This window comes from Citrobacter sp. Cpo015 (assembly GCF_030333035.1).
In the GTDB taxonomy this organism is placed as follows: domain Bacteria; phylum Pseudomonadota; class Gammaproteobacteria; order Enterobacterales; family Enterobacteriaceae; genus Citrobacter; species Citrobacter portucalensis.
Genome location: NZ_JAOWGS010000019.1, coordinates 325,167 through 338,225 on the forward strand (window position 1 = coordinate 325,167; position 13,059 = coordinate 338,225).

Sequence of the window (13,059 nt, forward strand, 5' to 3'; positions counted from 1 at the left end):
GCGCGACAGGCGCGATCCCTGTTTTTCATCAAGGCTGCGCGAGCGCCTGCTCCAGCACTGTCAGCACTTTATTGATCTGCTGTATCTGCAATCCACCAAACCCAAAAAACATAACAGCATCGCTGTTCTCTTTGCGCCATGCGGCTTCTGATCCATTTTCTATATCCGGCAGAGTGTCGAAACGGATCCCGGCCAACAGGCAGCATTGCTGCAACCTGGTGATGAGTTCTGCGTGTCTGGCAATGCGTAACGAGAGGTGCAGACCTGCCGTTGCGCCAGCGATTTTCCCTTCGGGAAACAGAGTGGAAAGGCCATCGCGTAACAGGGTGAGGCGCGTCGCATAGCTGCAGGCCAGCTTGCTGATATGCGTATAGAACACCTGGTTTTGCATCAGTTCGGCCAAAAATTGCTGCAACAACCACTGACTGCCGTTGTTATTGAGCGCTTTCATATTCTGTACCGCCGGAAGCAGTTCATCAGGGCAAATAAGATAGCCAAGCCGTGCGCCTGGCCCCAGCGTTTTAGAAAATGTCCCCATGTAGATAACCCGGTTGTGATAATCCATGGCTTTCAGCGCGGGAAGGGGATTTTCCCCATAGGTAAAAACGGCATCGTAATCATCTTCAATGATGTAAGCGCCGACGCGTTGCGCCCACGTTAATAATGACTGACGGCGCTCCAGTGAAAGCACGCTTCCCATCGGATACTGATGCGCTGGAGTAACATAACAAAGCTGGGTTTCATACTCGGGTAAATTATCTGTCTGCAGCCCGTGGTTATCTACGGCAATTGACGTAATGTCTGCACCGTAATAATTAAAAAGATGCCATGCGCCAGAATAACAAGGGGATTCGGTCACAATATGGCACTTTTTTTTCTGACTGACAGCATGATGAATAATAAATATTTGGCTGAGCAGTGATAATCCTTCCTGAATCCCGTTGGTAATGATGATGTTCTCTGCTCGGGTATTAATTCCGCGGGATAAATTAAGGTATCTGACCAATTGCTCACGCAGTGAAAATAATCCACTTGGTGAATGGTATCGGGTAAATAATTGTTCTTTAAGTATGCTTGGAGCATTATTCCATTTCCGCCAACTTGACCAGGGAAAAGCGTTGGGATCGGGGACGCCCATCCGACAGTAGCACTCTCGTCCAGGCTCGGCGTAAACATCGGTTGAGACTCCGGCAGCTTTAGGTTTTGTCGGCGGAGAACCCTGGGTAACGGGCACATGCGTTGGTGTTATACGTACAGGCGTGGTGAATATCACTTCATAGCCAATGCCGTGTCGGCTCTTGATTAACCCTGCAGCCATAAGCTTATCATAGGCCATCACTACCGTTATTTTGGCTACGTTCAATACCTGAGCCTGCTCGCGAATAGAGGGAAGCTTATCGCCACAAAGCAAATCTCCCCGCTGAATAGCCTGGAAATAAAATTGAAAAATTTGCAATTGCAGCGGAGTGCGGAGTTCTCTATTGAGCGTTAATGTAAGCATGAGGAATTCCTTATTAATATATAGCCACTATATTACGAATTTCTCGTTTTTACTATTTGATACACCTCATGGAGTAGCGGCTGTTCCTATAGCTTGCCATCGCTGTCTCTATTTTTGATTTTTATTATCCCTTAGCGTGTCGCTATTAAAAAAATGGAGGCAAGCATGTCGTGGATAAGAAAGAACGCATTGTGGTGCGTATTGGCTGGGGCGGTGGCAATGGCCCTGGCTATTTGGGGAACGTGGCAAGGCGTTCATTACACCAGTACCACCGAATTTTGTTTATCGTGTCACTCGATGCGCACGGCTGGAGAGGAATATAAAACCAGCGTGCATTTTCGTAACGCATCTGGCGTGCGGGCTGAGTGTAAGGATTGTCATATCCCCCCGGGCGTTGTTCCAACGCTTATTCGTAAAACTGAAGCCTTAAACGACCTCTATCACACCTTTATTTCTCCTTTTATCGATACTCCTGAAAAGTTTGCTGCCAAACGCCCGGAGCTGGCCCAGCGGGAGTGGGCACGCATGAGCGCGAATAATTCAGCGGCGTGTAAATCCTGCCATAGCTATGAGGCAATGGATCATGGCAAGCAATCGGCAAACGCGGCGGCGCAAATGACCGCAGCGGCAGCAAAAGACAGTAACTGTATCGATTGTCACAAAGGAATAGCCCATCACAAACCCGATATGAGCAGCGGTTTTCGCGATCGCTATAAGCAGCTACAGCGTCAGGGAGATATGCCAGCAGATGCGACCACACTGTTCTCATTAAGCGAAAAATCACTGGCGGCAACGGCAGGGAGTCCGGCCGGGAAGGCGCTGTTATTTCCTGCTACCGAGGTCAAGGTGCTGAAAAAAGAAGGCAGTAACGTGCAGCTCGAAATCACGGGCTGGCGAGAAAGCAAAGGGCGTGGACGGGTGATCACCCAGTATATGGGGAAACGCGTTTTCTCCGCCGTTCTCGATGAGCCCCTGATGGCGAACGTAAAAGTGCTACACACCCAGGTCGATCCTGACTCACATCAGGAATGGCAGCAGGTGAGCGTCACCGCCTGGACCACCGATCAGGACTTTATCAACACGCTTGCGCCAATCTGGGAATACTCAGATCAAATGCTGCAATCCACCTGTAGCGCCTGTCATAGCACTCCTCCTACAACCCGATATACCGCTAACGGCTGGATCGCCGGACTGAAAGCCATGTCGACCTATTACCGGCTTAATCCGGTGGAGGAACGTACGTTGTTGAAATACCTCCAGACCCACGCCAGCGATGTGTCTGAAACCAACAAAAAGTAAGGATAATGTATGGATATTCATGACTTTAATCCGTCCCGCCGCCGTTTTCTCAACGGAATGCTGGCGGTGGGGGCTGCCAGTGCACTGGCGCCTAATCCGCTGATATCAAAAGTGTGGGCGGCGGGGGAAAATCCCGAACAGTGGATCCAATCTGGTTCGCACTATGGCGCTTTTGAAGCCAAAGTGGTCAACGGTGAGTGGACCGAAACCCGTCCGTTCAAACATGACAAATACCCCTGCGATATGCTGAACGCGGTGCGTGAAGTGGTCTACAACCCGTCGCGGGTGCGCTACCCGATGGTGCGTCTGGACTGGCTGCGTAAGCGTGAGAAGTCAGATCGCAGTCAGCGCGGAGATAACCGTTTTGTACGGGTCAGTTGGGATCAGGCGCTGGATCTATTTTACGAAGAGCTGGAGAGGGTGCAAAAAACCTATGGCTCATCAGGCGTATTTACCGGGCTTGCCGACTGGCAAATGGTGGGCAAATACCATAAAGCGGGCGGGGCGATGGATCGGGGACTTGGCCTGCATGGTAGCTATGTGACAACCGTCGGCGACTATTCTGCGGCAGCGGCACAAGTCATTTTACCGCATGTGATTGGTTCGCTGGAAGTTTATGAGCAGCAGACGTCGCTTCCGCTAGTGATTCAAAACAGCAATACCATCGTGCTGTGGGGCTGCGATCCGATCAAGAACCTGCAGATCGAGTTTTTGGTTCCCGATCACGATGCGTTTGGCTACTGGCAGCAGATTAAAGAGGCGGTAGCGCAGGGTAAGATGCGCGTTATCAGCGTTGATCCGGTGCGTAGCAAGTCGCAAAACTATCTTGGCTGCGAGCAGTTGGCGTTGCGGCCACAAACCGATGTCGCGTTAATGCTGGCGCTGGCGCATACCTTGTACGAAGAAAAACTGTACGACATGGCGTTTATTACCGATTACACCGTCGGTTTTGAGCAGTTTTTGCCGTATTTGCTGGGCGAAACCGATAAACAGCCGAAAAATGCCGAATGGGCGGCCGAAATCTGCGGCCTGACGGCAGAGCAGATCCGAGACTTCGCCCGTCTGTTGGTGAAAGGCCGGACACAGTTTATGGGCGGTTGGTGCGTACAACGCATGCACCATGGTGAGCAGTATCCGTGGATGCTGGTGGTGCTGGCCAGCATGGTCGGTCAAATTGGTTTGCCCGGCGGCGGGGTAGGATTTGGCTGGCACTACAACGGCGGTGGTACGGTAACATCCGCCGGGCCTGTGCTTTCTGGACTGGGAGGGATCACGAATCCCCCGAAGGCAAAGTACAACGCGGATTTTCGCGGCGCATCGGAGCATATCCCCACTTCGCGTATCGTTGACTGCCTGCTTGAGCCGGGCAAAAAGGTTGCCTTTAACGGCGAGACGTTAACCTGGCCTGACATCAAAATGGCGATCTACAGCGCGGCGAATCCATTTCATGCGCAGCAGGACAGGAATCGCATGATCGACGCGTGGAAGAAGCTGGAAACCGTGGTGGTGTTGGATCACCAATGGACCGCGTCGTGCCGATTTGCCGATATCGTCCTGCCCGTTACTACCCGCTTTGAACGTAACGATATTGAGCAGTTCGGTACGCATTCGAATAAAGGGTTGATGGCGTTGCATCAGATCGTCAAACCGCAATATGAAGCGCGACATGATTTTGATGTATTTGCCGGGCTGTGTAAGCGCTTTGACAAGGAAGCGGTGTACCGTGAAAACCGTGATGAAATGCAGTGGATACAGGCGCTTTATGACGAAGGCGTGAAGATGGGGGCATCGCTCGGCGTCTCATTACCGGATTTCACAACGTTCTGGCAGGGTGACGGATATATTGAATATCCGCCGGGTCAGCCGTGGGTACGTCACGGCGAGTTTCGCGACCAGCCAGACCTGAATCCGCTGGGAACGCCGTCAGGTCTGATTGAAATCTACAGTAAAACCATCGCGGGCTTCGCCTACGAGGATTGTCCGGGGCATCCGGTGTGGATGGAACCCTTTGAGCGTACCCATAGTGGCAAAAAAGATAAATATCCACTGCATCTGCAATCCTGCCATCCGGATAAACGTCTGCATTCCCAACTGTGCTCTAGCGAGGTGTTTCGCAACACCTATGCGGTTGCCGGAAGAGAACCGCTTTATATCAGTGAACAGGATGCCACCGCTCGTGGCTTAAAAGCCGGTGATATCGCCCGCGTCTTCAACGCTCGTGGTCAGGTACTGGCTGGCGTAGTTGTCAGCCCGGATTTTTCCCCTGGCGTGGTCCGTATTCATGAAGGTGCATGGTACTCCCCGCAGGAAGGGGGGAAAGCCGGGACATTATGCACTTATGGCGACCCGAACGTGCTGAGCGCGGATATCGGTACTTCACAGCTGGCCCAGGGGCCTTCAGCGCATACCGTGCTGGTGGAGGTCGAGCGTTATCAGCAGAAAGCCCCGCAGGTGACGGCTTTCGGTGGTCCGCAGATTGTGAAAGAGGAGGGGACCAGTGCAGCATAAGCAAATTCATCAGCAGCGGGCAGCTGTGTACCAGTGGTTTTCGCAACTGTTATTTCGTGAGCTGGATGAAAAACAGCTCGCCAGTCTGGAAAACGGCGATAGCCAGGCTTGGATTGCCTCACTGGCGGCGGTTCCTGGAGTGTCTGCCGAGGTTAAACGTTTTGAGCGCAGCCTGGGCCGGGTTTTGCGGCGCGACTCCCGACAGCTGGAGCTGGCAGCAGATTTTGCCTCGCTGTTTCTGCTGGCCCCGCCGGCTAGTGTTTCTCCCTATGCAGGGCACTATCCACACACGACAGCGGCAGAAGAACGTCGGCAAATGAATGTGCTGCTGATTGAGCAAGGTCTGGCAGCGCGAGAGAATGAACCCTCCGATCATATTGCTGTGCAGTTGGCATTAATGGCGAGGATGGTTGCTAAAGAGGAGAGGGTATCGGCGCAATATTACTTTTTGCATCATCATATTCTGTGCTGGGCACCGTTATTTCGCGACGCTTGTCTGGTGCGGGATAACGAGGGGTTTTATCCTCAGGCGGTGAATCTGATAGTGCGTTTTATGCAAGAGGATGAACAGTATCTGGAGTCATTGCTGATGGATGATTTTTATTTCAGCAGCCAGCGCTGAAAATGAAAAAAGGGACAGCCTGCGTTGTAATGCCAGTCAGTTAGCGCCTCAGTTTCAGTAAACTGGCGGAGGTTAAGAACATGCTATCTCGGAGATAGAGTTCCGTTCACCTCATGTTCATCGTTTCTCTGAAACACGGATTCCCGTGAACGTGTAAAGGGCGTTCTCCGCCACGCCCTTTACAATCCCGGCTCCCGGCGGGAAAATTGTTGCTACGCAATACCCTCCGCTTATTCCTCCTGGCTACCGGGCCGGGCGCGAGGAAGCGTCCCTGCAAAGCGCGCCCTGAGCCAGCATCCATGCTAGCTCTCCCGGCCTTACGGAAACACGTCGGCAATTTTCAGCCGGACCAGCCCACACCTGACCATCTGCGTTTTTTGTTTAAACAGCAAAAAAGATTTAACTGGAAGTCAGTGCGTTGAAGCGATGACCCTGGTCCGGCTGAAAGTCGATGAGGCGTTGACGACTGACCGGGACTGCCCGCAGGGATGCGGGCAGAGGGGACGGCCTGCATGGACGCAGGCTCGGCCCCGACCCGACAGGCAGACGGCATAAGACGAATGAATCGCGTAGCGACGATTTTCCCGCCGGGAGCCTGGGTTGCAAGGGAGGCGGCGGTGAGCCTCCCTTGCACGTTCACAGGTATCGGTGCTTCAGAGAAATGACACCGCTGAGATGAACGGAACCCTGAGCCGGAATCACATGTTCACCATACATGCTTAAAAGACGAGCATTACAGCCAGCGCTGTCCCTTGCCGTCACTGCGCAGCAGAAAATTAATCTGCACGGCCCATATAGCGACGTTCTTCGATATGAATACGGATTTTTTCACCCGCACTCAGATACTCAGGAACCTGGATCACCAGACCGGTGCTCAGGGTTGCTGGTTTGTTGCGCGCACTCGCTGAAGCACCTTTAATCCCCGGTGAAGTTTCAACGATTTCCAGGTCTACGGTCTGCGGCAGTTCAAGCGCCAGCAGTTGGCCGTCCCAGGTCAGTACCTGCATGTCCGGCATCCCGCCTTCCGGCATGAACAGCAGCTCTTCTTCAATCTGGTCTTTGGTGAAGGTATACGGGGTATAGTCTTCTTTATCCATAAAGATGTATTCGTTGCCATCGACGTAGGAGAAATCAACGCCACGACGGCTCAGAGTGACGGTATCCACGATATCGTCACCTTTGAAGCGCTCTTCAACTTTCAGACCGGTACGCACATCAGAAAAACGCATTTTGTACAGCGTGGCAGCACCACGTGCAGACGGTGATTGAATATCGATATCTTTTACAATCAGCAGTTTGCCGTTGTAGTTCAGTACCATACCTTTTTTAATTTCGTTCGCTCTTGGCATCGAAAAAATCCTGTAGTGAGGAGTGTCTAAAATATCGCGTAAAACTACTCGCGCCGGGGCATTCAGGCAAGCGGAATTCATGCTTTTGCTGGTGCAAAAAAGGTGGTACTGTGCCCTTCCCGCACAATCCGATGGTTTACGATAAAGAGAGTACTGTATGGAATGCCGTCCGGATTGTGGTGCATGCTGCACCGCGCCTTCAATCTCCAGTCCCATCCCCGGTATGCCTGATGGCAAGCCCGCTAATACGCCCTGCGTTCAGTTGGATGAATCCCTGCGTTGCAAAATTTTTGCGTCGCCGCTACGACCAAAGGTGTGCGGCGGTTTACAGCCCAGTGCGGAAATGTGCGGGCGGACGACGCACCAGGCCATGGTTTATCTCATCGAGCTTGAAGCGCTAACCGCGCCTTAAACGTCCTTGATGCGCGCCAGGCACGCGACGGTGGCGACGATCATCACCAGCGCAAACCAGAACACCGCGTGATAGTTCCAAATTTCAGCGGCAATCCCTGCCAGCGATCCGGCAATAATCCAGCCTACGCGAATGGTATTCGTATAGAGGGTGGTGGCTGAACCCGCCTGTCCCGGCATCAGGTCCTGGAAATAGAGCATACCAATCCCGCCGAGAATACCGATGTAAATCGCGTTCAGCAGCTGTAAGCCAAGCAATATCGCCGGAGAGTGAGCCAGCAGCATACCGGCATAAAAGAAGAATCCGGCAACAACGGCAATTCTCATCAACAGACGTTTACCCAGACGCTTTGCAAAATAGCCAGCAATCAGCATGGTTGGGATTTCCAGTCCGGCTGCGGTGCCCATCATGATGCCCGCCAGTTTTTCCGGCAGATGCAGTTCGTTGATGATAAACAGCGGCATATTAATGATATAGAGACTATTGGTTCCCCACATTAATGTGCAGATAACAAACAGCAGCAACGTGTCGCGTCGATTGCGGCGCGGGGCCTCAACTGCGCCTGTCGCGAGAGGCACGTTTTTACTCATTGAGGGTAAAAACAGCCAGACCATTACGCCGCAGACAACAAACGCCACCGCCGCGCTGAGATACATCACCGTAAAGCTGAATCCCATGGCCAGCGCGTAGGCCAGCGGCGGGCCAATTACCCAGGCCAGCGAAACCTGCGCACGTAATATTGAGCTGAACATGACGGCTTCCCGACCTGTGCGGTCGGCGTGTTCACGGGCGAGAGCAAACATTTGCGGGTTGGCGGTCGATCCAAAGCTGCTGAGGAATACCCCGACAAACAGCAAGATAAAATAATTACGGTTCCAGGCGAACAGCACGCAGGCCAGCATCCCCAGCACGCAGCAAAACACAATCAGGTTCTTGCGATCGCCTTTTCTATCTGAACGTCCGGCCAGAAACTGACTTACCAGAATACCGATCACAGCGCTACCGGTAAAAAAGAACCCGACCATGCCGGGACGGGCGTGGACTTCATCCGTCAGAAAAAGGCTGAGCGTTGGCGTCTGCAACGCACCGGCGATACCCGTCAGAAATGCGACAAGCAGGAACGCCGAAGACGTTAAATCAAACGCCTTGGGTGTGGCGGCTACGGGAGTGTTATGCATGTTTTGATATCAATGATGTGAAGAGACGCGGAGTTTACGCCGCTTGTCAGAAAATAAACAGGGAGCCAAATCAAAATCGGCATCAAAAATCAAAATAGCATTTCAGTCAAAGACTGCTGTTTGCTGACGTTGCTGAATCTGACAAGCTGACGGCGTTTTTGCGTCAGCATTTTTTACTCCTTCGCAGAGAAAATGTGCGTTATCTCTAAATTCAGCAAGTAATTTGTCAACTTTACTTGTGTGCTGAAGAAAAAAGAGCAAGACTTCTTGAAACGTTTCAGCGTCATCTTGCCTTAACTGATGGAGTCGGGTGGCGCCTTTTTTCTCATGTTGGCTGAATCGTTTCAATTCAGCGGGAGAGGAGAATCATGTTCCAGTTATCTGTTCAGGATATTCACCCGGGCGAACAGGCCGGGAATAAAGAAGAGGCTATTCGCCAGGTTGCCGCTGCCTTAGTGCAGGCGGGTAACGTCGCGGAAGGCTACGTCGATGGCATGCTGGCGCGCGAACAACAGACGTCCACGTTCCTCGGCAACGGTATTGCGATTCCTCACGGTACGACGGACACGCGCGATCAGGTACTGAAAACCGGTGTGCAGGTATTTCAGTTTCCGCAAGGCGTGACCTGGGGCGAAGGGCAGGTTGCTTATGTGGCAATTGGTATCGCCGCAAGCTCTGATGAACACCTCGGTTTACTGCGTCAGCTGACACACGTGCTGAGCGATGACTCCGTCGCTGAACAGCTGAAATCTGCGACCACGGCGGAAGAACTGCGTGCGCTGCTGATGGGTGAAAAGCAAAGTGAACAGCTGAAGCTTGATAACGAAACGCTGTCGCTGGATGTCGTGGCCAACTCACTGGTGACGCTGCAGGCACTCAACGCGGCGCGGCTGAAAGAAGTCGGTGCGGTTGACGCCACCTTTGTAGCCAGAGCAATCAATGAGCAGCCGATGAATCTTGGTCAGGGGATCTGGCTGAATGACTGTGCTGAAGGTAACGTGCGTAGCGCCGTTGCGGTCAGCCGTGCAGCAACAGCGTTCGATGTACAAGGTGAAGCGGCAGCCCTGCTGGTGACCGTCGCCATGAATGACGATCAACCGGTTGCGGTGCTGAAGCGCCTTGGCGATCTGCTGCTGAATAATAAAGCTGACCGTTTGTTGAAAGCTGATGCGGCAACGGTGCTGGCGCTGCTGACCAGCGATGACGCCTTAACTGATGATGTACTGAGCGCCGAATTTATTGTGCGCAATGAGCATGGTTTACATGCCCGCCCGGGCACCATGCTGGTGAATACGATTAAACAATTTAACAGTGAAATTACCGTGACAAATCTTGATGGAACCGGCAAGCCGGCGAATGGACGCAGTCTGATGAAAGTTGTGGCGTTAGGCGTGAAGAAAGGACATCACCTGCGCTTTACTGCACAGGGTGAAGATGCTGAACAGGCGCTGAAGGCGATTGGCGAAGCCATCGCGGCAGGTCTTGGGGAGGGCGCGTAATGAGCAGACGTGTTGCTACTATCACCCTTAACCCGGCCTACGACCTGGTGGGCTTCTGCCCGGAAATTGAACGCGGTGAAGTGAACCTGGTTAAAACCACCGGTCTGCATGCGGCAGGGAAAGGGATCAACGTCGCTAAGGTTTTGAAGGATTTAGGTATCGATGTCACTGTGGGCGGCTTCCTGGGTAAAGACAACCAGGATGGTTTTCAGCAGTTGTTCAGCGAGCTGGGCATTGCCAACCGTTTTCAGGTCGTGCAGGGCCGTACCCGTATTAACGTCAAGCTGACCGAAAAAGACGGTGAAGTATCTGACTTTAACTTCTCTGGTTTTGAAGTTACCCCGGCTGACTGGGAACGCTTTGTGAATGATTCGCTGAGCTGGCTGGGCCAGTTCGACATGGTGTGCGTCAGCGGCAGTTTGCCAACCGGCGTGAGCCCGGAAGCCTTCACCGACTGGATGACGCGCCTGCGTAGTCAGTGTCCTTGCATTATCTTTGATAGTAGTCGTGAAGCGTTGGTAGCAGGTCTGAAAGCGGCACCATGGCTGGTGAAGCCAAACCGTCGCGAACTGGAAATCTGGGCCGGCCGTAAGCTGCCGGAAATGAAAGATGTGATTGAAGCGGCGCATGCGCTGCGTGAACAGGGGATCGCTCATGTGGTGATTTCACTCGGCGCGGAAGGTGCGCTGTGGGTTAACGCCTCAGGTGAGTGGATTGCTAAACCGCCGTCAGTTGAGGTGGTCAGCACCGTCGGCGCGGGTGATTCAATGGTTGGCGGTCTGATTTACGGTCTGCTGATGCGTGAGTCCAGCGAACATACCCTGCGTCTGGCGACGGCTGTTGCCGCTCTGGCGGTAAGCCAAAGTAATGTAGGCATTACCGATCGTCCTCAGTTGGCCGCAATGATGGCGCGTGTCGACTTAAAACCGTTTAACTGACAGCAGGAGAGGCATAATGAAAACGCTGCTGATTATTGACGCTAATCTCGGCCAGGCTCGCGCTTACATGGCGAAAACCCTGCTTGGAGCGGCGGCACAGAAAGCACATCTGGAAATTATTGATAATCCGAATGATGCCGAACTGGCAATTGTTCTGGGCGATACGCTTCCTGCCGACAGTTCGCTGAACGGCAAAAAAGTCTGGCTGGGCGACATTGGTCGTGCGGTTGCGCATCCTGAACTCTTCCTCAGCGAAGCTAAAGGCCATGCAAAACCCTACAGCGCCCCGGTTGCAACAGCACCTGTGGCCAGCAGTGGTCCAAAACGCGTGGTGGCGGTGACGGCGTGTCCGACCGGTGTTGCTCATACGTTTATGGCCGCTGAAGCGATTGAAACTGAAGCGAAAAAACGTGGCTGGTGGGTGAAGGTTGAAACCCGAGGTTCTGTTGGTGCAGGTAATGCCATTACGCCGGAAGAAGTGGCTCAGGCTGATCTGGTGATTGTGGCCGCTGACATTGAAGTTGATCTGGCGAAGTTTGCCGGCAAACCGATGTACCGCACCTCTACCGGTCTTGCGTTGAAGAAAACCAAGCAGGAGCTGGACAAAGCGCTGGAAGAAGCAACACCGTACCAGCCAACCGGTAAAGCGCAGACTTCAGCAACCGAAAGTAAGAAAGAGAGCGCGGGGGCGTATCGTCACCTGCTGACGGGCGTCTCTTACATGCTGCCGATGGTGGTTGCTGGCGGTCTGTGTATTGCACTCTCGTTCGCTTTTGGTATCGAAGCGTTTAAAGAGCAGGGTACGCTGGCGGCGGCGCTGATGCAGATTGGCGGTGGTTCAGCCTTCGCGCTGATGGTGCCGGTACTGGCAGGTTATATCGCGTTTTCCATCGCTGACCGTCCGGGTCTGACGCCGGGTCTTATCGGCGGTATGCTGGCGGTGAGCACCGGTTCCGGCTTTATTGGCGGGATTATTGCTGGTTTCCTTGCCGGTTATGTGGCGAAGCTTATCAGCACGAAGCTGAAACTCCCGCAGAGTATGGAAGCGCTGAAACCGATCCTGATCATTCCGCTGTTCTCAAGCCTGGTGGTTGGTCTGGCCATGATTTACCTGATCGGCAAACCAGTGGCGGGTATTCTGGAAGGTTTGACTCACTGGCTGCAAACCATGGGTACGGCCAATGCGGTGCTGCTTGGCGCGATTCTTGGCGGCATGATGTGTACCGACATGGGTGGTCCGGTTAACAAGGCGGCGTATGCTTTCGGTGTGGGTCTGCTGAGTACGCAAACTTATGCGCCGATGGCGGCCATCATGGCTGCGGGTATGGTACCTCCGCTGGCTCTGGGTCTGGCAACGCTGGTTGCGCGTCGTAAGTTCGACAAAGCGCAGCAGGAAGGCGGTAAAGCTGCTCTGGTACTGGGCCTGTGCTTTATTACCGAAGGGGCAATCCCGTTCGCTGCCCGTGACCCAATGCGCGTTCTGCCTTGCTGTATCGTTGGTGGTGCGATTACCGGGGCTATCTCGATGGCGGTGGGTGCGAAGCTGATGGCGCCACACGGCGGGCTGTTTGTCCTGTTAATCCCAGGCGCAATCACGCCGGTGTTGGGATACCTGCTGGCAATTATTGCCGGTACGCTGGTAGCCGGTCTCTCCTACGCGGTGCTGAAGCGCCCGGAAGCTGAGGTTGTGGCAAGGGCGGCCTGATTTAACGTCAATACCAGGGGCAGAGAATTCTCTGCCCCTTTTTTTATG

The 13,059-nt window shown here is 53.4% G+C and carries 10 protein-coding genes; 7 read left to right on the top strand and 3 right to left on the bottom strand.

Translation table 11 applies throughout. The annotated features are described in order from the left end of the window. Window positions 1-28: 28 nt before the first annotated feature. On the bottom strand, window positions 29-1,501 hold the full coding sequence (pdxR, locus tag OGY67_RS01600) for a MocR-like pyridoxine biosynthesis transcription factor PdxR (protein ID WP_286573194.1): 1,473 nt from the start codon (window positions 1,499-1,501) through the stop codon (window positions 29-31). Between the two features lie 165 nt (window positions 1,502-1,666). On the opposite strand from pdxR, the gene torC reads away from it, so the two are divergent. The 3 genes from torC to torD are packed head-to-tail and all read left to right on the top strand — an operon-like array spanning window position 1,667 to window position 5,930. Continuing rightward, window positions 1,667-2,800, top strand: coding sequence for a pentaheme c-type cytochrome TorC (gene torC, locus OGY67_RS01605; protein WP_286573196.1), 1,134 nt, complete (start codon window positions 1,667-1,669; stop codon window positions 2,798-2,800). Window positions 2,801-2,809: 9 nt separating this feature from the next. Then, window positions 2,810-5,308 (top strand): trimethylamine-N-oxide reductase TorA, encoded by a 2,499-nt coding sequence (gene torA, locus OGY67_RS01610; protein WP_286573200.1) that lies wholly within the window; start codon window positions 2,810-2,812, stop codon window positions 5,306-5,308. Next, window positions 5,298-5,930, top strand: a complete 633-nt coding sequence (gene torD / locus OGY67_RS01615) for a molecular chaperone TorD (RefSeq protein ID WP_286573202.1) — start codon at window positions 5,298-5,300, stop codon at window positions 5,928-5,930. The genes torA and torD overlap by 11 nt, the downstream gene beginning before the upstream one ends. A gap of 776 nt (window positions 5,931-6,706) precedes the next feature. On the opposite strand, the gene yeiP is transcribed toward torD, so the two are convergent. Next, complete coding sequence (gene yeiP / locus OGY67_RS01620; RefSeq protein WP_003027452.1) at window positions 6,707-7,279, bottom strand: elongation factor P-like protein YeiP; 573 nt, start codon at window positions 7,277-7,279, stop codon at window positions 6,707-6,709. A 157-nt stretch (window positions 7,280-7,436) separates the two neighbouring features. Here yeiP and OGY67_RS01625 point away from each other — a divergent pair, with 157 nt between their 5' ends. Then, the gene (locus OGY67_RS01625) at window positions 7,437-7,691 is read left to right on the top strand and encodes a YkgJ family cysteine cluster protein (RefSeq protein ID WP_008785278.1); all 255 of its coding nucleotides are present in this window, start codon (window positions 7,437-7,439) and stop codon (window positions 7,689-7,691) included. Here the strand turns inward: OGY67_RS01625 and setB are convergent. Beyond that, window positions 7,688-8,869, bottom strand: coding sequence for a sugar efflux transporter SetB (setB, locus tag OGY67_RS01630; protein ID WP_003834548.1), 1,182 nt, complete (start codon window positions 8,867-8,869; stop codon window positions 7,688-7,690). The two genes, OGY67_RS01625 and setB, sit on opposite strands and share 4 nt — an antisense overlap. 368 nt (window positions 8,870-9,237) lie before the next feature. Here setB and fruB point away from each other — a divergent pair, with 368 nt between their 5' ends. Genes fruB through fruA form a run of 3 tightly spaced genes read left to right on the top strand, consistent with a single transcriptional unit; the run spans window position 9,238 to window position 13,011 of the window. Continuing rightward, window positions 9,238-10,368 (top strand): fused PTS fructose transporter subunit IIA/HPr protein, encoded by a 1,131-nt coding sequence (gene fruB, locus OGY67_RS01635; protein ID WP_003834546.1) that lies wholly within the window; start codon window positions 9,238-9,240, stop codon window positions 10,366-10,368. After that, window positions 10,368-11,306 carry a 1-phosphofructokinase gene (gene fruK / locus OGY67_RS01640; protein ID WP_003834544.1) on the top strand — a complete coding sequence of 313 codons (939 nt, stop codon included), beginning with the start codon at window positions 10,368-10,370 and terminating at the stop codon, window positions 11,304-11,306. The genes fruB and fruK overlap by 1 nt, the downstream gene beginning before the upstream one ends. 16 nt (window positions 11,307-11,322) lie before the next feature. Then, window positions 11,323-13,011 carry a PTS fructose transporter subunit IIBC gene (gene fruA / locus OGY67_RS01645; protein WP_286573204.1) on the top strand — a complete coding sequence of 563 codons (1,689 nt, stop codon included), beginning with the start codon at window positions 11,323-11,325 and terminating at the stop codon, window positions 13,009-13,011. Window positions 13,012-13,059 lie beyond the last annotated feature (48 nt).

Excerpts from the sequence above, each read along its gene's own strand:
- pdxR (WP_286573194.1), bottom strand. The coding sequence starts at position 1,501 with ATGCTTACATTAACGCTCAATAGAGAACTCCGCACTCCGCTGCAATTG.
- torC (WP_286573196.1), top strand. The coding sequence starts at position 1,667 with ATGTCGTGGATAAGAAAGAACGCATTGTGGTGCGTATTGGCTGGGGCG.
- torA (WP_286573200.1), top strand. The coding sequence starts at position 2,810 with ATGGATATTCATGACTTTAATCCGTCCCGCCGCCGTTTTCTCAACGGA.
- yeiP (WP_003027452.1), bottom strand. The coding sequence starts at position 7,279 with ATGCCAAGAGCGAACGAAATTAAAAAAGGTATGGTACTGAACTACAAC.
- OGY67_RS01625 (WP_008785278.1), top strand. The coding sequence starts at position 7,437 with ATGGAATGCCGTCCGGATTGTGGTGCATGCTGCACCGCGCCTTCAATC.
- setB (WP_003834548.1), bottom strand. The coding sequence starts at position 8,869 with ATGCATAACACTCCCGTAGCCGCCACACCCAAGGCGTTTGATTTAACG.
- fruB (WP_003834546.1), top strand. The coding sequence starts at position 9,238 with ATGTTCCAGTTATCTGTTCAGGATATTCACCCGGGCGAACAGGCCGGG.
- fruK (WP_003834544.1), top strand. The coding sequence starts at position 10,368 with ATGAGCAGACGTGTTGCTACTATCACCCTTAACCCGGCCTACGACCTG.
- fruA (WP_286573204.1), top strand. The coding sequence starts at position 11,323 with ATGAAAACGCTGCTGATTATTGACGCTAATCTCGGCCAGGCTCGCGCT.